Origin of the sequence: Nonomuraea sp. NPDC050547, from assembly GCF_044457345.1 — a bacterium.
GTDB lineage: Bacteria > Actinomycetota > Actinomycetes > Streptosporangiales > Streptosporangiaceae > Nonomuraea.
The window spans coordinates 184,274-203,705 of record NZ_JBITGW010000024.1 but is presented as its reverse complement, the minus strand read 5'-3'; the positions used below and the strand labels follow the sequence as shown (position 1 = coordinate 203,705).

Sequence of the window (19,432 nt, the reverse complement as noted above, 5' to 3'; positions counted from 1 at the left end):
CGTTCATGGGTCTCACCTCCTCGGACGGCGTCACGATCACCTGCAAGCTACAAGCCCGAGCATCATCCCGTCCAACCATTTCCCGGCCACGTGATCACGATTCCGATCGGGCCCGGGCGGTCGCAGGGCTGATCCGGCGTAGCGCACGATTGGTCCCGGCCTCCCCGCCGGGCGCTGCCCGATCTCCACGACCTGCCCACCGCCCTGATCACCCCTGTGAGGCAGTTCCAGCACGGCCTCTCCGGAGCCGGCGATCCAGCACGTTCTCGATCTCTGAAAGGGGCGCCGTCAGATTGAATGCCTGCTCGTCAGCGGCCCTTGGAGGCTGCTCAGCCGGCTTGGGCGACGATCACGCGTGCTTCGGTCAGGCGGGCGGGGAGCCGATGATCTCGCTGCGGTAGAGGAGGAGGTGCTGACGCCACACGTCCGCCGCCTCTTCAGCCCGGCCGGCCGCGATGTGCTCGAACACCAGACGGAACTCGGCCACGTGCCCGCCCCGCGCACCCGGCGCGGACAGCGCGCGGCGGCGCAGCTCCGACCACAGCGGGCCGTCGAGGTGGCGAAGCGCCTCCTCCAGGGACTTTTCGAGGATCGGGTTGCGGGCCGCGCGGGCGATGGCGCGGTGGAGGGGCAGGTCGCTGACGTACGCGCCGGTCCGCGCGTATTCGTCCTCCAGCTCCGCCAGCGTCGACTCCAACGCGTTGAGGTCCTCGGGATAGCGCTTCTCGGCGGCCAGTGCCGCCAGGGCCGGTTCGATGGCCAGCCGGGCCTCGAACACCTGCGGCGGCAGCACCTCGACACCCCACGTGGCCACGACGGCCGACGATCCGGTGACGATCGTCCCCCTGCCCTTGTGCGACTTGGCCAACCCGGCAAGCTCCAGCGCGGCCAGCGCTTCCCTGATGGTCGGGCGGCTGACGTCGAAGTTCTGCGCGAGCTCACGTTCGGGCGGTAGCTTGTCACCCGGCTTGAGATGCCCGTCGCGGATGGCCACCACGAGCTGGTCGGCCACCTGCACCGCCGCGCTCTTCTTGACCACAGGGGTCACCTCGAACTTCGAGCCGCCCGTCGCCATCGCCTGAAACCCCTCGTCGTGTGGCCGCCGTTGTTCGATCGCCATCCTAGCGTGCGGCTAGGCAACCTGACACCTTCTTGACAGGCCGATCCTCCCATCCAGCCCGATCCCGCGAACCGGACGCACCCGTTCAACGCTCGACATCCCGGGGGTCCGAGCCCTTGTGTGGCGGCAATCCGGGGCCTGAAGCGCCGCTCGGTGCTCGCCCATCCCGGGGTAGCACCTCCGCGCCGGGCCCGAAGGTTGCCTGGCCGCGCTGGGCCGTGTGGCAATGCACGTCGCGTGGCTATGCACATTGTGTGGCCAGGCAGGCAGGCCAACACACCTGCTTGGCCCGCCGCAGCGTGCGCCAGGGTGGTCACGCCACAGCTCGCCACGGGGTCGCGGCGCGTGGCTGCGGCGGGGATTGTGGCCCAGGAGGCTGGGGTGGTGGCCCAGGGGTGTGGTGAGGGACCGAGCCAGCGTGGCGAGCGCACGGGCCAGAGCGGGCCATGGCGCAGGCCAGGGGCGGTGAGGGCTCGAGAGTCGGGGTGGGGGCGCCGATCGGGATGTCGTGTCTGCTCGGGTCGGGTGGGGGCGTGAGGGTTCTGGCTCGGGTCGAGGTGTGGGGCGTGCGGGTTCGGCTCGGGCCGGGGGCGGGTGGTGACTCGGGGGTGCGTCTTGAGGTGGGGCGGGTGTCGGGGTTGGGGGCGTCTGGGCGGGTGTTGAGGCGGGTGGGTGCGGGCGGGGTCCCTTGACTTGGGTGTTAGCGGTTCAGGTTGGTGAGCATGGTTCGGGTGATGCGGTCGAGGGTGGCGGTGTCTTCGGGGGAGAGAGTGGTGGCCAGGCGGGTCAGGGTGGCGGCGTGTTCGGTGAGGGTTTCGTCGATCACGCGGCGGCCCTCCTCCGTGAGCGTGATGCGGAAGCTGCGCCGGTCGGCGACGTCAAGGGCGCGCTCGACGAAGCCGGCGGCCTCCAGGCGGTCGAGGCGGTTCGTCATGCCGGCGCGCGACATCATCAGCACCGCCGCCAGTTCCGACGGGATCAGCGTGTACGGCGGGCCGGATCGCCGTAGCGCCGCCAGCACGTCGAACTCGCCCTGCCTCAGCCCGTGCCGCGCGAACACCTCCTCGACCGCCGCCTCGATCCGCCGTGTCACCCCGGCGAGCCGTCCGAACACCCCGATGGGCGAAAGATCCAGATCGGGCCGTTCCCGTTGCCACGCGGCGAGGATGCCGTCGAACACGTCCATGCCGCGCAGTTTATTCGAGGCCCGATAGTCGGAAGCCGAAGCGTTGACACACTTTACTATACGGTTTAGTTAATCGGCCTGATCTGAGAGAGGACTGACCATGAACGTGCAAGGCACTGTTGAGGCCGGTTCTGAAGGGGTGCGCGAGGAGTTCGCGCGGGTGGCGAGTGCGGACGGCGCCCAACTGGCCGTCTACGCGCACGGACGGCGGGTGGTCGACCTGTGGACCGGGGTCAGGGGCGACTCACTGCACGCCCTGTACTCCTCGGCTAAGGGCGCCGCCCACCTGGTGACCGCGTTGCTCGTACAGGAGGGCGTGCTCGAACTCGACCAGAGGGTGGCCCACTACTGGCCCGAGTTCGCCGCGAGGGCAAGGCCGGGGTGACGTTGCGCCAGGTGCTGGCCCACCAGGCGGGCCTGGTCGGCGTGGAAGGCGGATTCACGGCCACCGAGCTGGCCGACGACCGGCTGATCGCCAAGCGGCTGGCCGGGCAGCGGCCCTTCTGGGAGCCCGGCACCGGCTACGGCTACCACGCCTTCGTCATCGGCGCCCTGACCGGCGAGGTGGTACGCCGGGTCACCGGCGCCTCCATCCAGGAGCTTTACGAGCAGCGGGTCCGGGCACCGTACGAACTGGACTTCTACCTCGGCCTGCCCGAGGCGCAGGAGCCGCGCTACGACCCGGTACGACCAGCGCAGCGGCAGCCGGAGCTCCACCCGCGCGCACTCATGGCCGTGGCCTTCAACGTGCCCACCGACCTGGTCGCCTTCGCCAACACGCGCGAGACGCGGGCGTTGGGCAGCAGTTCGGCGGGAAGCGTGGGTAATGCCAGGGGTCTGGCCGGGATGTACGCGGCGGCGATCGGCGTCCTGGACGGGCGGCCGGCGTTGCTCGCGCCGGGGACCGTCGCCGAGTTCAGCCGCGTGCACGCCGAGGGCGGCGACCTGGTGACGGGGGAGTCGCGGCCGTTCGGACTGGGGTTCGTGCCGATGGCGGCGCGCTACCCGTTCGCGGACCGGCGGGCATTCGGCCACAGCGGCGCGGTCGGGGCCCTGTCCTTCGCCGACCCCGGCCGTGGGCTGGCCTACGCCTACACCCGCCGCCGCTTCTCACCGGCAGGCGGCGCATGGGGCGCCCCGGAGAACGACGCCCTGGTCACCGCCCTGTACAACGCCACGACCTGACCGCATCGGTGCCGCTAAAGCACGGCACCAACAGCGGCACCGCTGAATTCACCCGGCCGTACGTGGGTACCCCGCACGCGCGTCCTTCTCCCGCAGTCCCGCCATCTCGGCCCGCGACAACACCGCCGTGAACACCCCGGGACCCGTCGCGGCCTGGGTGATCCGGGTCCCGTCCGGATGCCATGCGCCACTGCCCCCGCACGACACCCACCCCGGCCCGCTCCCGGCGTGATTGGCCACCACGGCGAACATTCGATGGTCCATCGCCCGCGCCCCGAAATGCAGGTCGATCCGGCGCGTCTCCTCCAGGGTGTACAGCGCCGAACCCGCATAAACCTCTGCACCCCGCCGAGCCGCGTCCTCCGCATGCCCAGGCACACCGGCGTCGTAGCAGATGGCCAGCGCGACCCGCCACCCGTCCACGTCGAGCAGCGCCCCCGGCCCGGCGGCCCGGAACAGCTCCCGCTCACGCCCGTGCAGATGGCACTTCCCGTGAACATGCGCACCGTCCGGCGAGAACGCCAGCGACGCGAGCCACGCCGTCCCGTCGGGGTGCCGGTAGGCCGCACCGACAACCGCCGTCAGCCCACCTTCCTGTACGGCCCCGCGCACGTCATCCAGCCGAGGGTCATCCTCACTCACCCAAGCGCCGGAATCATGGAGAAGGTCCAGGTCATACCCGATAAGAGACAGCTCAGGAAACATGATCAGACTCGCACCGGACGCGGCAGCGGCCTTGATCGCGACAGCGGCGTCACGAGCGTTGGCGGCCACGTCACCGGGCACGGCGGAGGTCTGGGCGAGCGCGACGGTCAAGATCTCATACGACACGCGGGCATCCTACTTGTCACCTTGGACTCGCCCCGTGACTCCAACGATGCCCCAGAGCGAGACCACCATCCCGGTCCTGCCGTGCGTGTCCCTCGACGAGACGCTGGAGTTCTCCCAGTCGCTCGGGTTCGAGATCACCTACAAGATGACCTGTACCTGGCGCCGCGGTGGAGCAACGTCGAGCTCCACGTCGGCAAGCCGCCCGAGGGCGTGGACCCGGCCAAGGAGGACGGCGGCGGCCGCCTCGTGATGATCGACGCGAGGGCGCGCAGGCCGTGGACCGTGCGCCGGCCCTGGCCACGATGATCGAGCCGGCCATCGCCCTGGACGAGCGCCACATGTCGACCTGAAGGCGCTCGCGCTGACACCGGAGGAGCGGGCCCGCGTCGCCGCCGAACTCCAGGAGGCCGGGAGTCCTGGCTGGGGGGACTAGAGGCGTGGTCGCACGCGGCTGTTGTGGAAGCTGGTGAACAGCCAGCCCTCGTCCGTCCGCACGGCCACGCGGGTCTGCTGGGACAGGTCCTCGGTCCTGCACTGGGTGGCGCCGTCGCGCAGGACGCAGTTGCCGATCGTGATCATGACGGCGGTGCCGGGGGCGGGGAAGCGGATGTGGGTGTGCTGGGCCTCTGACATGCGGGTGCCCTTCATGAAGCCGTCGAAGCCCTCCTGCATGCTGAGCGCCAGCGCCTCCCGGGTCTGGATCAGCTCGCCGTTGGCCGCGATGAAGTCGGCGTCGTGGGTGAAGGTGCCGGCGAAGGCCCGACCGTCGCCGTCGGCCCAGGCGGTCAGCTGCCGGTGCGCGAGGTCCTTGATCGCGTTCTCATCGTCAATCGTCATGAACCCGACCTTGCCGGGTGGCGCTCTCAGATCGCTCTCAACCGGCTTCCGCCCACGCCTGCCGTACCTGATCGGTGATGTTCAGGTCGTGGGCCAGGGCGAGAGCCTGGGTGCGGGCGGCGCCGGCCTCGTGGTGGTCGCCGGCTCTGGTGTGTTCTGCGGCGAGGTAGGCCAGGGCCATGGCCGCCTCCCAGCCGCCGCCTGCCTCGCGGAAGGCTCGCGCCGCCGCGGCCAGGTGGTGGCGCATCGCGGGGGCGTCGCCGGCGCGGTCGTGCAGCATGGCCTCCACCACCGAGAGCCTGCCGCGCGTCCACGGATCGGGATGCGGTCGCCCGCGCGCGAGGGCGGACAGGTCGCCGGTCGTCAGCGCGTGGATGATCGTGTCCTCCACCCGGCCGTTCGGGGACGGGGCCGGGGGGAGGTCCGCGGCTCTGGCGGGTTGTTCGCACAGGTGGGCGTGGAACAGGCACCAGGCCGTCGCGGCCGCTCGCGCGCTTTCTGGCGCCGGACCCGGCACCAGCAGGGCGGCGCGCAGGCGCGTGGCGGTCTGGGCGTGGTCGTCGTGGCCGGCCCAGAACGCCTCCAGTGCCAGCGCCAGGCGGAGCGCTGTGGCGGCGTCGCCGTGTTCGCGGGCGTGGTGGAAGGCCAGCAGCAGGTTGTCCCGGTCGGCGGCCAGGTCCGCCGTCCACCGGCGCTGCCCTGGGCCGCGGAGGTGCGGGGCGGCGCGTTCGGCCAGGTCCAGGAAGCAGGCGGCGTGCTCGCGCTGCGCCTCCTGCAGCTCGCCGCGCTCGTCCAGGCGTTCGCGGCCGTAGGCGCGGATCGTGTCGAGCATCCGGTAGCGGCCGGCGTGCGCGGCGATCAGCGAGCGGTCGGCCAGCTCGGTCAGCGTCTCCGCGGACACGCCCAGCCACGCCGCGCTCGGCTCGGAGAACGTCCCGGCGAACACCGCGAGCCTGGCCGCGTGATGGCGCTGGGGTTCGTCGAGGAGGTTCCAGCTCCAGTCGACGACCGCGCGCAACGTGCGGTGCCGGGGCGAGCCGGTACGGCTGCCGCCGACCAGCACCCCGAAGCGGTCGCCCAGGCGGGCGGCCAGCTGCTCCAAGCTCACGTGCCGGAGCCGGGCGGCGGCCAGTTCGAGCGCCAGCGGCAGCCCGTCCAGCTCCCGGCAGACGCCGACCACCAGGGCCAGGTTGCCTGACAACAAGGCGAAGTCGGGGTCGGCCTCGGCGGCCCGCTCGGCGAACAACCGCACGGCGGGACTGGCCGCCTCGTCCTCGCCCGGCCCGGGAACGGGCAGGGGGCGCACCGGCCACAGCGCCTCCCCGGCCAGGCCTAGCCGCTCCCTGCTGGTCGCCAGAACCGTCAGCCGGGGACAGCGCCCGAGCAGCTCACCCGCCAGCCGGGCGGCGGCGTCGACCACGTGCTCACATCCGTCCAGCACGATCAGCGCGGGCGGGCCGGCGAACGCCTCGGCCAGGCGCGCGATCACGTCGCGTACCGGGCTCGGCGGCAGTGACTCGCGCAGCCCGGCGGCGGTCGCCACCGCCGCGGGCACGTCGTCGTCACCGGCCACCGCACCCAGATCCGCCCACCACACGCCGCCGGGAAAGCCGGTGCGGAGATCCCCGGCCACGGCCGCGGCCAGCCGCGACTTTCCCACCCCTCCCGGACCGGTCAGCGTGACCAGCCGCGCGCCCGCCAGCCGCTCACCCACCCGGCGCCGGTCCTCCTCCCGCCCCACGATCGCGGTCAGCGGCGCCCGCAGGCTGCCACGCGCCCGCACTTCGGCGGCGCCGGGCGAGCCGCGCAACAACGCCGCGTGGATCGCCGCCAGCTCGGGGCCGGGATCGGCGCCGAGGTCGTCGGCGAGCCGTACCCGGAAGCGCTCGTAGGCCGCCAGAGCCTCGCTCGGCCGCAGGTCCGCGCGCAGCGCCCGCATCAGCAGCCCGTGCGCACGCTCGCGCACCGGGTGCGTGGCCGTGTGCTCCTCCAGCAGCGCCACCAGCCGGGACGGCTCCGCCCCCGCCACGAGCCCAGCCTCGATCCAGTCCTCCGTCGCCGTCAGCCGGGCCTCCCGCAGCCGCCGGGCCGCCGCACCGGCGAACGGCGAGTCGGCCACGTCGGCGAGAGCGTCACCCCGCCACAGCGCGAGCCCCTCGCCCAGGAGCCTTTCCGAGGTCCGCGCCCGGCCCTCCCGCAGCGCCCGGCCGCCTTCGAGGGCGAGCCGCTCGAACAGGTGCGCGTCCACCGAGGACGCCTCGACGTTCAGCCGGTACCAGCCCTGCCCGGACTCCAGGCCGTCCGGCAGCGCGCCGCGCAACCGCCACACCAGCGACTGCAACGCCCGCACGGGATGGTCAGGCAGCCTGTCCGGCCACACCGCCTCTGTCAGCGCGTCGACGGCCACCTGGCGGCCGGCGTCGAGCGCCAGCCGGGCCAGCAGCGTCCGGGGCCGTCCCGGCAGGGCGACGACCCCGGACAGGGTCGTCGGCCCGAGCAGGCCGATCCGGACGCCGGTCATCAGTAGGCGAGCGCCGCGGGGTCGCGTTCCGGTGCTCCGGAGGGCCACCACTCGCCCTCGCGCAGCGTGAACGGATACCAGCGGCCGTCCTTGCCCAGGCGCAACTGCAGAGAACCCAAAGTCCAGCGGTTGCGGGCGGCCTGGACGGGCGGCAGTTCCTCGCGCTGCCAGGCGGCCTCGGCCCTGGCCAGTTCCTGCCTGCCGGGGGTCCAGGCGTGTTCCAGCACCTCCAGGCCGGCCGGCCCGCCGTACTGCCAGGCGAGGACCGCGGGCGCGTCGCCGATGTCCAGGTCGTGCTCGGCGGCCAGCCGCACGCGGTCCTGGCGTTCGGTGAGGACGGCGGGGCTGCCGCCCGACAGCAGCTCGCGCGCCCGCGCGGACGCCGAGGCGGCCAGCACCTTCAGGGCCGCGACGTCCACGCCGGCGGCCTCCTCCAGCTCCAGCGGGACGTACTCCACCGCGACCGGCGGCGGCGCGGGCAGCGGCGGGACGCCGAGCGAGAACGCCGCCAACGCCGAGATGCCCGTCGCGGCGGGTGTGGGGGCGTCGCGCAGCTGAAGGGCCTCCAGCAGGTCGGTACGGCCCCGCCCCCGCAGCAGAAGCAGCATGAACGGATCGCCGTCCAGCAGCCAGGACGCCTGGTAGCACAAGGCGGCCGCGTGCTTGCACGGATGCCCCCAGTCGGGGCAGTCGCACTCCGGCTCCAGGTCGCCGACGGTCGGCAGCAGCGGGACGGCGGCGTCTTCGGCCGCTTCGACCAGGGCGTGCGGCACCTCCCCGTCCAGGAGCGCGGCGATGTGCCCGGACTGGGCGGCCACCTGGTCGAGGAAACGTTCCCATTCGGCGTCGGTGAGCTGGGCGACGCGGACGACGGTGTCGTACTCGCCCTCGGTCGTGGCGACCAGCCGTCCGGGTGAGACGGCGATGGGCCCGACCTGCCCGGTCTTGGCGTAGGCACGGCCCTTGCGCAGGAGTGTGTGGTCCAGGGAGGTGTCCTCCATGGCCTTGATCCACGCCCGGCCCCACCAGGAGGTGGCGAAGCGGGCGCCGGCGCGTTGCGGCGGGAAGGCGGGGAATCCCTTGACGGCGGTCATCTCAGCTCCACCAGGGTCGCGAGTTCGGCGTCGGTGAGTTCGGTGAGGGCGGCCTCGCCGCCGGCCAGCACGGCCTCGGCCAGCGAGCGCTTGGCGGTGAGCATCTCGGCGATGCGGTCCTCGATGGTGCCTTCGGTGATCAGCCGGTGGACCTGGACGGGCCGGGTCTGGCCGATGCGGTAGGCGCGGTCGGTGGCCTGGTCCTCCACGGCCGGGTTCCACCAGCGGTCGAAGTGGATGACGTGGTCGGCGCGGGTCAGGTTGAGCCCGGTTCCGGCGGCCTTGAGGGAGAGCAGGAAGACCGGGACCTCGCCGTCCTGGAAGCGCTGGACCATCTCCTCGCGTTTGGGCACCGGGGTGCCGCCGTGCAGGAGCTGGGTGGTGACGCCCCGTCCGGTCAGGTGCTTCTCCAGCAGCCTGGCCATGGCCACGTACTGGGTGAAGACCAGTACGGCGCCGTCCTCGGCGGTGATGGTGTCGAGCAGTTCGTCGAGGAGCTCCAGCTTGCCCGAGCGGCCGGTGAGCTGGGGCGCCGCCTCGTGCAGGTACTGGGCGGGGTGGTTGCAGATCTGCTTGAGCCCGGTCAGGAGCTTGACGATCAGCCCGCGCCTGGCCATGCCCTCGGCGGACTCGATCTGCGCCATGATCTCGCGCACGACCGCCTCGTAGAGCGCGGCCTGCTCGGTGGTGAGCGGCACGGGCCGGTCGGTCTCGGTCTTGGGCGGCAGTTCGGGCGCGATGCCGGGATCGGACTTACGGCGCCGCAGCAGGAACGGCCCGACCAGCCTGGCCAGCCGCTCGGCCGCCACGGAGTCGCCGGACTCGACCGGCTTCGCCCAGCGGGCGCGGAAGCGGGCCAGCGAGCCCAGCAGGCCGGGCGTGGTCCAGTCGAGGATCGCCCACAGCTCGGACAGGTTGTTCTCGACCGGGGTGCCGGTCAGCGCGACACGGGCCGCGGCGGGGATGTCGCGCAGCGCCTTGGCGGTGCTGGAGGCGGGGTTCTTGACGTGCTGGGCCTCGTCGGCGACGAGCAGGTCCCACGGGTGGGCGGCCAGCTTCTCGGCGTCCAACCGCATCGTCCCATAAGTCGTGAGAACAAAGCCTTCGTCAGACAAATCGCGATTAGTACCGTGATAGCGCCGCACCTGGACCCCCGGCGCGAACCGGGTGATCTCCCGCTCCCAGTTGCCCAGCAACGAGGCCGGGCAGACCACCAGCGTGGGACCACCGCCCCGGTGCAGGTGAAGAGCGATCAGCGTGATCGTCTTGCCCAGCCCCATGTCGTCGGCCAGGCACGCGCCCAGGCCCAGCGAGGACATCCTGGCCAGCCAGCGCAGGCCGCGGAACTGGTAGTCACGCAGCGTCGCGGCCAGCCCGGCCGGCACGCCGATCTCCTCCGGCTCGGCCAGCCGGTCGCGCAGCTCCAGCAGCCAGGCGCTCGGCTCGACCTCGACCTGCTCGCCGTCGACCTCGACCGTGCCGGTCAGCGCGGCGCCCAGGGCGTCGATGCCGTTCAGCGGCTTGAGCTCGCGCTGGCGGGCCTTGAGGGCGACGTCGGGGTCGATGAGCACCCATTGGTCGCGCAGCCGGACGACCGGGCGGTGCGACTCGGCGAGCTGGTCCATCTCGGCCGCCGTCAGCCGCTGCCCGCCGAGCGCGAGCTGCCAGTTGAAGCTGGTCAGCTGGGCACCGCCCAGGTAGGACGGCAGGTCGGAAGGCGCCTGCTCGCTCTCGCCGAGCACGGCGCGGGCGCTGAGCCCGCGCACCATCGACCTGGGCCAGTGCACGTCCACGCCGGCGCCGGTCAGCCGGGTGGACGCCCCGGCCAGCAGTTCTTCGACGTCACCGTCGGTCAGGATGAGCTCGTCGGGGACGGCGCTCTCCAGCAGTCGTTCCAGCCGGGTCCAGGCCTTGGCGGCACGGCGCACGGCGATGAGCGTCTCGATCCTGGCGCGGGCGCCGAAGCCGGGGTCCTCACCGGCCCACAGGTCCGCCGCGTCGACCACGAGTGAGGGGTCGGCCAGGCTGTGGAGCTGGACCACGGCGCGGAACTCCGATCCGGCCGGGTCGTCGCACTCCAGGCGCAGCGACAGCCGTACCCCGGAGTCGAGGCCCGCGGCGACCTCCTCCGCCCACGGGCGCAACTGCGGCACCTTCACCGGGCGCAGCGCCGCGAACGCGGAGGTTCCCGTCGCGCGCACCGCGCCGGGCGAGCGCGGCATCGCGTCGGCGACCGCGTCGAGGAAGGCCCGCACGAGACTCTCCGCGTCGGGCAGCACCGGCCCTTCAGGGCCTTCCTCCAGTGGTACGGCGCGCGCCGCGGCGGGCATGGCGTCGGCAAGTTCCCTGACCCTGGCCACGTCGGCGGCGTCGAACGGCCCCGCCCGCCACGCGTCGTGGTCCCCGGCCGACACCCCGGGCAGGATCCGCCCCCTGGTCACCAGCTGGAGCGCCACCAGCGCCGCGGCGCCCCAGAAGCGGGCCGCCGGGTGCGCCTCGTGGTCGGTCCTGGCCCTGGCGAGCACGGCGACCGCTTCCGAAACGGGAATTCTGCGCGCCGGAACCCGGAGCGTCCGCACCGCGCCGCCATCCTGCTCGGCCACCGTGACGCCGTCTTCGCCGTCGGGGACGAGGAAGGCCATCGTCCCTGCTCGTGGGGGATCGCCGGGCTCGAAGACGACGGCATGCCGTACCAAGGAAGTCACAGCCGTACAGTGTACGGTACGCGGACCTGTGGTTTACCCCACCACGATTCGGGAGTACGCCTCATTCTCGCTTTACCCGGATCTTGCCTAGCCTTCATGACATGACGGACTGGGTGGTTGACCTCATGGAGACCCTGGGCGCACCAGGGGCGGGCCTCGCGATCGCGCTGGAGAACCTTTTCCCACCGCTGCCGAGTGAGGTGATCCTGCCGCTGTCCGGTTTCACCGCCAGCCGTGGTGAGATGGATCTCATCGACGCGCTGGTCTGGACGACGCTGGGCTCGGTGGTCGGGGCGCTGGCGCTGTACTGGGTGGGCGCCATGCTGGGCCGCGAACGCACCCTGCGCCTGGCGGGCAAGCTGCCGCTGGTGAAGATCTCCGACATCGAGAAGACCGAGGCCTGGTTCCAGAAGCACGGGAAGAAGACGGTCTTCTTCGGGCGGATGATCCCCATCTTCCGCAGCCTCATCTCGGTCCCGGCCGGTGTGGAGCGGATGCCGCTGCCCACCTTCACCCTGCTCACGCTGGCAGGCAGCGCGATCTGGAACTCCATCTTCGTGCTCGCCGGCTACTACCTGGGGGAGAGCTGGCACCTGGTCGAGGCGTACGTGGGGATCGGAAGCAAGGTGGTGCTCGGCCTCGCGGTGCTCGCCGTGCTGATCTTCATCGGCATGCGGCTCAGCGAGCGGCGGAAAGGCAAGCATGGGGCGCGTCGCTGACGCGCTGCGCCTGCTCTGGGAGATCGCGCTCGGCACCCTCACCGCGGTGGCCGAGCTCGTCTTCCTGATCGTCGGCGCGCCGGTCCGCGCCTTCCGGAAGGTGGGCGGGGCCACCTCGCCCACCGCGCTGGACCGGGCGGCGTTGTGGCTCGCGCGGGCCGAGGCGCGGCGGCTGCGGGTGCCGGTGGACGAGATCGCCGACGCCGGGCGGGCCATGGCCTATCTGGCGGCGAGGGTGCCGCTCGGGCTGCTCGGCGGCCTCGTGCTGTCGCTGCTGGAACTCGGAATCGCGACCGGGCTCCGCGCGGGCTGGGCGTGGGCGCACAACGAACCGTACGACGGGATGCTGCCCACGGTCCCGCTGCTGCTCTACCTCGGCCTCATCGGCATCGTCCTGCTTTTCCTCGATATTTCGGGACTTGTGGGCGTGCGCGTGGTCGAGCGCCACCTGGCCCGCAGAATGCTCGCCCCCGACCCCACCGCCGCGCTCATCCGGCGCATCGAGCAACTGGCCGAGACCAGGGCGGGCATCGTGGCCGCCGTCGACGCCGAGCGGCGCAGGATCGAGCGCGACCTGCACGACGGGCTGCAGCAACGCCTGGTCGCGCTGTCCATGCTCATCGGCCGCGCCCGCCGCGGCGGCAAGACCGACCTGCTGGCCCAGGCGCACGAGGACGCGCAACGGGCGCTGGCCGAACTGCGCGAGGTCGCCTGGCGCGTCTACCCCAGCGGGCTGGACACCCTCGGCCTGGCAGACGCGCTGGCCGGGGTCGCCGAACGTTCGAGCGTCCCCGTGCACATCCGCTGCGACCTGGCCGTGCGCCCGCCGATGGCCGTGGAGACCGCCGCCTACTTCGTCGTCTCGGAAACGGTGACCAACGCCGCCAAGCACGCCGCGGCCACCGGGGTGAGCGTGGAGATCCGGCAGGACGGGACAATGGTCGTCGTGCGTATCGAAGACGACGGGTGCGGCGGAGCCGTACCCACGGGCGGGGGACTGTCCGGGCTGGAGCGGCGCGTGGCCGCGATCGACGGCAGGCTCCTCGTGGACAGCCCGGCCGGCGGGCCCACCGTGATCACCGCGGAGCTGCCATGCGGGTGATCCTGGCCGAGGACTCCACGCTGCTGCGCGAGGGCCTCGTACGGCTGCTGCACGAGGAAGGCCACGAGGTGCCCGCGGCCGTCGGCGACGGGCAGGCGCTCATCGAGGCCGTCGAGAAGCACGAGCCGGAGATCGTCGTCGTCGACGTGCGCATGCCGCCCACCCACACCGACGAGGGCCTGCGCGCGGCGCTGGAGATCCGGCGCCGCTGGCCGTCGGTCAAGGTGCTGGTCCTGTCGCAGTACGTCGAGAAGAAGTACGCCACCGAGCTCATGACCGGCAGCGTCGACGGCGTCGGCTACCTGCTGAAGGACCGGGTGGCGCAGGTGGCCGACTTCCTCGACGCGCTGGAGCGGGTGGGGGAGGGCGGCGCCGCCTTCGACCCGGAGGTGGTCCGCCAGCTTCTGGCCCGCACCAGCCACACCGACCCGCTCTCACGCCTGACCGCGCGCGAACGGCAGGTGCTGGAGCACATGGCCCAGGGGCTGACCAACGCCTCGATCGCCCAGGCGCTGCACGTCTCGCAGAGCGCCGTGGAAAAGCACGTCAACGCCGTCTTCGACAAGCTGAGCCTCTCCCACACCACCGGCTACAGCCGGCGCGTGCTGGCCGTGCTCAGCTATCTGCAGTCGTGACGGGCAGGCTCGCCCGCACCTCGTAGCCGCCGCCGGGCAGCGGACCGGCCTCGACGCTGCCCCCGGCCCTGGTCAGGCGTTCCGACAGGCCGCGCAGGCCGCCGCCCGGTGGCCGGTCCTGATGCTTGGGCGCGCCGTCGTCGCGGACCGTGAGCGCGGCGCCGGAAACCTCGAAGACCGCGTGGGCGGCCGTGCTGTGGCGCAGGATGTTCGTGGCCGCCTCGCGGGCCACCCACGACAGCAGCGCCTCGGCCTGCGCGGAGCGCGGCGCGCCGTCGCGGCGCACGACCACCTCCACGCCCGCCGCCCGCAGCGCCTCGCGGACGCGTTCCAGCTCCGCCGCCAGGCTGACCTCGCGGTAGCCGGTCACCGCCTCGCGTACCTCGGTCAGCGCCTGCCGGCCCACCGACTCGATGTCGGACGCCTGCCGCGCCGCCTGCTCCGGATCGCGTACGGCCAGCCGCCGCACCGCCTCGGCCTTCACCACGATCACCGAGAGCGTGTGGCCCAGCAGGTCGTGCAGATCCCGGGAGAAGCGCAGCCGTTCCTCGGCCACGGCCGCCTCGGCCAGCCGTTCCCGGGTGCGGTTCAGCTCGGCGATCACGACGTGCAGTCGCAGGAACGCCGCCATCACCACGCCCGTGCTGAACGACCCCCAGGCGAAGCCCATGATCGGCCCGATCCCCTCACCGCCGCGCCACACCGCGAACGCGGTCACGGCCGCCAGCGCGCCCAGCGCGAGATGGACGGCCCGGCCCTGAAGCACCAGCGCGCAGGCCAGCGCGAGCAACGGGAACAGGTAGAACCAGCCGTTCGCGTAGACCAGCGCCATGCCCGTCACCACGGCCGCCATCGCGCCCACCACCCAGCGGGCGGCGGCGACCGGCAGCGGAGCCAGGATCAGCAGCGCGTACAGGCCCAGCGTGAGCGCCAGCCCCGCCCAGGCCGCCCACACCGGCTGGTAGACCCCGGCCAGGCAGTCCCAGAGCACGCCCACGCCGAGCAGGCCGAAGCCGAGAAACCCCTTGAGTCCGGGCTGGCGATCTCCTTGCATCCATCCACCGTAGGCTGGGTTGATGAGCCTCAGGTACGCCGCCGTGGCCGTCGAGCTGGACGCACCGGCCGAGGACGTCTTCGCCCTCATCACCGACTGGCCACGCCACCACGAGTGGATGTTCATGACCGACGCCTGGCAGGCCGGGTCGGACATGATCGAGGCCTACACCGGGATCAGGCCATTCGGCTTCCTCGACACGATGACCATCACCGAGTGGGAGCCGCCGCACCGGGTGCGGGTGGAGCACACCGGGACGGTCGTGCGCGGGGAAGGCGCCTTCCGGGTACGGCCGCTCGGCCCGCGATGGTGCCGGGTGGTGTGGGCCGAGCGGGTCCAGGTGCCCCGGTGGGCGCTGCCGGGCTGGCCGGTGGTGCACGCGGCGACCGTGTTGCTGGCCCGGCGGTCGCTGCTCAGGCTGGGGGAGCTGGCTCAGCGCTGAGGTACGTCCTCGTTCGGCAGGGGCCCCTCGTCGTCCTGTCGCGGCTCTTCGTCGTCCGACGGCTCTTCGTCGCTCGTCGGCTCGTCCTGGCTGGGCGGCGGCTCGCCGCCGCCGAAGCGGGCGGTGTTGAGCGGCGTGAACGGCGTCTGGGGCACCCCCTTGAGCGCCTCCACCATCGTCTCCTGCCAGATCGGCCCCGAGATCGTGGCCCCGGCCACCAGGCCGTAGTACCGGCCGCCGATCGTGACGCCGGTCAGCTTGTAGCGCTGCGCGCCGCGCAGGTCGCCGATGCTGACCGCGGCCGCCAGATCAGGGGTGAACCCGGCGAACCAGGCGGCCGCGTAGTCGTCGGTCGTGCCCGTCTTGCCCGCGGCCGGACGTCCGATGCCGCCCACCCCGCGCATCGTGCCCTTGGTGAACACCCCCGACAGCACGTGCGCGGTCGCGTCGGCCACCTCGGGGTCGATCGCCTGGCGGCATTCCGGCTCGTAGGCCGTCTTCTTGCCGTCGCGGTCGGTGATCGCGGTGATGGCCATCGGCGCGCAGTACTTGCCCCGGGCGCCCAGCGCCGCGTACGAGGCGGCCACCGTCACCGGGTCGCTCTCGTTGATCCCGAGCGTGAACGTCTGGTACTCGCCCAGCGGCTTGCCGTCGGCCCGCTTGCTGCCGAGCGCCTTGGCGGTCTTGACCGTCTCGCAGAGCCCGACCCGCTGCTCCAGCTCCAGGAAGAACGTGTTGACCGAGCCCCACGTCCCGGTCTGCAGCGTCTTGTACCCGCCGGAGCCCTCGTCGTTGGTGACGGTGTGCGTGGGGTCGCCGACGTTGCCGCCCTTGCAGTTCTTGAACGTGGAGTAGCCGGGCGCGCGGTAACCGGCTCCCACGGTCATCCCGTCGTTGACCCGCATGCCCTGCTGCAACGCGGTGACCAGCGTGAACGTCTTGTACGTCGATCCAGGCTGGAAGCCGGTCCCGCCGCCGTGGGCGACGTCGGCCACCAGGTTGTAGGACATCTGGTTCTTGCCGCTGCCGTACTCGCGGCTGGCCGCCATCGCCTTGATCTTGCCGGTGCCCGGCTGGACGAGCGCCTCGGCTGCCACCGGGTTGTCGGTGGCGTACACCCGCTTCTTGATCGCGCGGTCGGCGGCGGCCTGCATGCGGCGGTCGAGCGTCGTGCGGATCGTCAGCCCGCCGCGCTCCAGGAAGTGCTTGCGGGCGGTCCTGGTCTTGCCGAAGGACGGGTCGTTGAGGATCTCGTTGCGCGCGTACAGGCAGAAGTAGGCGTACGAACTGGACTCGCAACCGCCGGGCAGCGGCACGCCCTTGTAACCGAGCTTCTTGGCCTTGGCGGCCGCCGCGTCCTCCTTGGAGATCCTGCCGAGGCCGGCCATCCGGTCCAGGACGACGTTCCTGCGTTCCAGCAGCCGCGCGCGGTGGGCCTTGCTGACCGAGGGGTCGGTGTTGCTCGGCGACTGTACGGCTCCCGCCAGCGTGGCCGCCTGCCCGAGCGTGAGCTTGGCCGCCGGGACGCCGAAGAACCGTTTGGCGGCGGCTTCGACGCCGTTGGCACCGGCACCGAAGTACGCGATGTTCAGATATTTCTCGAGAATCTGGTCTTTGGTGTACTTCTGCTCCACGGACATGGCGTAGCGCAGCTCGTTGAGCTTGCGGGCGTAGCTGGTCTCCAGGGCCTTGGCCTTCTCCTCCTTGGTCCGGGCCTGGGTCAGGAGCACCTGCTTGACGTACTGCTGGGTGATCGTCGAGCCGCCCTCGCTGACCCCGCCCGCCGACAGGTTCTTGGCCAGCGCCCTGGCCATGCCCTGGAAGTCGATCGGGCCGTGCTCGTAGAAGCGGAAGTCCTCGATCGCGATGATCGCCGTCTTCATCGTCTCGGCCACGTCGGCCAGGGGAACGATCTCGCGATAGACCTCATAGAACTGCGCGATGGGCTTGCCCGCAGCGTCCAGAAGCGTGGACTTCTCCGCCAGCGGCGGCTCCTTGAGCTCCACGGGTTGCAGTTCATCGGTGGCCGCCATGATCGCCATACCCGCGCCCCCGACGGGCAGCGCCCCAAGCCCCGCCGCGACGACCCCCGCCGCCAGCCCCACCCCCGCCAGCTGCGCGACGCTCCGACCAGCCCGCTTCCCCACCCCGTGCCCCCCGTTCCCCGAAATTGCGCATCAAATAAGACCAGATCGGGCAGGGACATGTCCAAGACCGATATCCGCCATCCGGCGATGACGAAACGGCTATCGTCGCAGGTCTTTCAATGGTTCCCGATGCCTCGATGCAACCTTGGCCCCCGAATGCCAGCAGGTTACCCACCCCCACCCCAGCCCTCGCCAACAGCAGACCCCACCCACCCCCAGCCAGCCCCACCACGAGCCTGCCTTGCCGACCAACGCCATGCCCCCGCCAGACGGGTTGTCAGGCTGCTCGGCCACCCATGCTGCCCGGCCACCCATGCTGCCCGGCCACCCATGCTGCCCGGCCACCCATGCTGCCCGGCCACCCATGCTGCTCGGCCACCCATGCTGCCCGGCCACCCATGCTGCCCGGTCACCCCGCTGCTCGGCCACCCGCTGCCCGGCGTCCCCCGCTGTCAGGCTGCCCCGGCAGACGACATCACGCCCGATGGTCCGGCTCCCTCGGCGGGCGGCTTCACGCCGGGTTGTCCGATTTCCCGGCCACCCCCGCTGTCAGTCCGCACCGGCAGACGACGTCACGCCCGGTTGCCCGGTTGCCCGGCAGGGCGGCTTCACGCCCGGTTGCCCGGTTGCCCGGCAGGGCGGCTTCACGCCGGGTTGTCCGGCTTCCCAGCACCTGACACGGCCAGGCCACTCCGGTGGACGCTTACCAGGTTGTCCGGCACGTGGTTGGGGCGGCGGTCGTCCGGCGTGCGGGTTGTCAGGTTGCCAGGGAGGCGAGTGCGGCCTGTCGATTGCCGGGTCGTTCGCCCGTCGGACAGGATGCGAAGATGCGCTTTTCGATCAACATCCCGAACTTCGGGGAGTTCGCCGACGCCAGGAACGTGGCCAAGGTCGCCGCGGCTGCCGAAGAGTCCGGCTGGGACGCGTTGTTCGTCTGGGACCACGTGGTACACCGCAAGCAACGCACCCCCTTCGGCGACCCCTGGATGCTGTTGACCGCCGCCGCACTGGCTACGACCCGCCTCCGGTTGGGCACCCTGGTCACCCCGGTGGCCAGGCGCCGCCCCCAGCAACTCGCCCGCCAGGTCGCCACCCTCGACTCCCTCAGCACCGGCCGGGTCATCTTCGGCGCGGGTCTGGGCGCGCCGATCGAGGATGAGTACGGCGCGTTCGGAGAGAGCACCGACCCGATCGAACTGGCCGCACGCCTCGATGAGGGCCTCGACCTGATGGCGCGCTACTGGAGCGGCGAGCCGGTCACCCACAAGGGCCGCTTTTTCGAGGCTCACGACGTGGCGCTGCTACCGGCCACCGTTCAGCAGCCCCGCCCGCCCGTGTGGGTGGCCGGCTACTGGCCGAACCGCCGCCCCATGCGCCGCGCGGCCCGCTGGGACGGCGCGGTCCCGCTGTTCGAGTCCGCCAGACACGGACAACCCCCACACGTACAGGAGGTACGCGACCTGATCGCCTTCACCCGCGAAGAACGCGCCCGCCTGAACCGGACCGGCCCCTTCGACATCGTCGCCGGCGGCGTCACCCCCACGGACCCCACGCAGGCACGGGCCGTCATCGCGCCCTTGGCCGAGGAGGGCGTCACCTGGTGGGACGAACGCCAGCACATCGGCGGTGACACCCTGGACAAGCTGGTCCCGGTCCTACGCCGCATCGAACACGGCCCACCGGCCACCTAGCACCAAGAAGCAGCGGCCTTTAGCAGCCAAGCGGTTACACCCTGGGCAGCACCAGGCACGGCGCTCAACCCTTCCTTCCCCGGCAGCGACGGATACACAGCGACCGGGCGGTCGGGAGAAGGCGGACGACGTGTCACCCCTGGTAGCGCCGATCGGGATGCTG

At 72.0% G+C, this 19,432-nt stretch carries 15 protein-coding genes and 1 pseudogene; 7 read left to right on the top strand and 9 right to left on the bottom strand.

Annotation, left to right across the window (positions count from 1 at the left end):
• Positions 1–364 precede the first annotated feature (364 nt).
• Both ACIBHY_RS46325 and ACIBHY_RS46320 read right to left on the bottom strand, forming a co-directional pair.
• Positions 365–1,075, bottom strand: coding sequence for a FadR/GntR family transcriptional regulator (locus ACIBHY_RS46325; RefSeq protein WP_397310076.1), 711 nt, complete (start codon positions 1,073–1,075; stop codon positions 365–367).
• Positions 1,076–1,820: 745 nt separating this feature from the next.
• Complete coding sequence (locus ACIBHY_RS46320; protein ID WP_397310075.1) at positions 1,821–2,306, bottom strand: MarR family winged helix-turn-helix transcriptional regulator; 486 nt, start codon at positions 2,304–2,306, stop codon at positions 1,821–1,823.
• 100 nt (positions 2,307–2,406) lie between these two features.
• Here ACIBHY_RS46320 and ACIBHY_RS46315 point away from each other — a divergent pair.
• Positions 2,407–3,491 (top strand): annotated as a pseudogene (locus ACIBHY_RS46315) (serine hydrolase domain-containing protein).
• A 48-nt stretch (positions 3,492–3,539) separates the two neighbouring features.
• Here the strand turns inward: ACIBHY_RS46315 and ACIBHY_RS46310 are convergent.
• Positions 3,540–4,322, bottom strand: a complete 783-nt coding sequence (locus ACIBHY_RS46310) for a carbon-nitrogen hydrolase family protein (RefSeq protein WP_397310074.1) — start codon at positions 4,320–4,322, stop codon at positions 3,540–3,542.
• Positions 4,323–4,356: 34 nt separating this feature from the next.
• On the opposite strand from ACIBHY_RS46310, the gene ACIBHY_RS46305 reads away from it, so the two are divergent.
• The gene (locus ACIBHY_RS46305) at positions 4,357–4,572 is read left to right on the top strand and encodes a hypothetical protein (protein WP_397252941.1); all 216 of its coding nucleotides are present in this window, start codon (positions 4,357–4,359) and stop codon (positions 4,570–4,572) included.
• A gap of 179 nt (positions 4,573–4,751) precedes the next feature.
• Here the strand turns inward: ACIBHY_RS46305 and ACIBHY_RS46300 are convergent, their stop codons facing one another.
• Genes ACIBHY_RS46300 through ACIBHY_RS46285 form a run of 4 tightly spaced genes read right to left on the bottom strand, consistent with a single transcriptional unit; the run spans position 4,752 to position 11,479 of the window.
• The gene (locus tag ACIBHY_RS46300; RefSeq protein ID WP_397310072.1) at positions 4,752–5,159 is read right to left on the bottom strand and encodes an SgcJ/EcaC family oxidoreductase; all 408 of its coding nucleotides are present in this window, start codon (positions 5,157–5,159) and stop codon (positions 4,752–4,754) included.
• Between the two features lie 37 nt (positions 5,160–5,196).
• Positions 5,197–7,680, bottom strand: a complete 2,484-nt coding sequence (locus ACIBHY_RS46295) for a BTAD domain-containing putative transcriptional regulator (protein WP_397310071.1) — start codon at positions 7,678–7,680, stop codon at positions 5,197–5,199.
• Positions 7,680–8,774, bottom strand: coding sequence for an SWIM zinc finger family protein (locus ACIBHY_RS46290; RefSeq protein WP_397252944.1), 1,095 nt, complete (start codon positions 8,772–8,774; stop codon positions 7,680–7,682). Before ACIBHY_RS46290 ends, ACIBHY_RS46295 begins: the two co-directional genes overlap by 1 nt.
• Entirely contained in the window at positions 8,771–11,479 is a 2,709-nt protein-coding gene (locus tag ACIBHY_RS46285) for an SNF2-related protein (RefSeq protein WP_397310070.1), read from the bottom strand. The genes ACIBHY_RS46290 and ACIBHY_RS46285 overlap by 4 nt, the downstream gene beginning before the upstream one ends.
• A gap of 101 nt (positions 11,480–11,580) precedes the next feature.
• Between ACIBHY_RS46285 and ACIBHY_RS46280 the strand changes: the two genes are divergently transcribed.
• The 3 genes from ACIBHY_RS46280 to ACIBHY_RS46270 are packed head-to-tail and all read left to right on the top strand — an operon-like array spanning position 11,581 to position 13,935.
• Positions 11,581–12,198: a DedA family protein gene (locus tag ACIBHY_RS46280; protein WP_397104894.1), complete on the top strand. Its 618-nt coding sequence runs from the start codon at positions 11,581–11,583 to the stop codon at positions 12,196–12,198.
• Positions 12,182–13,300 carry a sensor histidine kinase gene (locus tag ACIBHY_RS46275; RefSeq protein WP_397310069.1) on the top strand — a complete coding sequence of 373 codons (1,119 nt, stop codon included), beginning with the start codon at positions 12,182–12,184 and terminating at the stop codon, positions 13,298–13,300. Before ACIBHY_RS46280 ends, ACIBHY_RS46275 begins: the two co-directional genes overlap by 17 nt.
• The gene (locus tag ACIBHY_RS46270) at positions 13,291–13,935 is read left to right on the top strand and encodes a response regulator (RefSeq protein ID WP_397252947.1); all 645 of its coding nucleotides are present in this window, start codon (positions 13,291–13,293) and stop codon (positions 13,933–13,935) included. Before ACIBHY_RS46275 ends, ACIBHY_RS46270 begins: the two co-directional genes overlap by 10 nt.
• On the opposite strand, the gene ACIBHY_RS46265 is transcribed toward ACIBHY_RS46270, so the two are convergent.
• Positions 13,916–14,989 carry a sensor histidine kinase gene (locus ACIBHY_RS46265; protein WP_397310068.1) on the bottom strand — a complete coding sequence of 358 codons (1,074 nt, stop codon included), beginning with the start codon at positions 14,987–14,989 and terminating at the stop codon, positions 13,916–13,918. The genes ACIBHY_RS46270 and ACIBHY_RS46265 overlap by 20 nt on opposite strands.
• Positions 14,990–15,011: 22 nt before the next feature.
• Here ACIBHY_RS46265 and ACIBHY_RS46260 point away from each other — a divergent pair, with 22 nt between their 5' ends.
• The gene (locus tag ACIBHY_RS46260; RefSeq protein ID WP_397310067.1) at positions 15,012–15,431 is read left to right on the top strand and encodes an SRPBCC family protein; all 420 of its coding nucleotides are present in this window, start codon (positions 15,012–15,014) and stop codon (positions 15,429–15,431) included.
• Here ACIBHY_RS46260 and ACIBHY_RS46255 read toward each other — a convergent pair.
• Positions 15,422–17,578: a transglycosylase domain-containing protein gene (locus ACIBHY_RS46255; protein WP_397310066.1), complete on the bottom strand. Its 2,157-nt coding sequence runs from the start codon at positions 17,576–17,578 to the stop codon at positions 15,422–15,424. The two genes, ACIBHY_RS46260 and ACIBHY_RS46255, sit on opposite strands and share 10 nt — an antisense overlap.
• 827 nt (positions 17,579–18,405) lie before the next feature.
• On the opposite strand from ACIBHY_RS46255, the gene ACIBHY_RS46250 reads away from it, so the two are divergent.
• A complete protein-coding gene (locus ACIBHY_RS46250) occupies positions 18,406–19,269 on the top strand; it encodes an LLM class flavin-dependent oxidoreductase (RefSeq protein WP_397310065.1) in 864 nt (287 codons plus the stop codon).
• Positions 19,270–19,432: the final 163 nt, after the last annotated feature.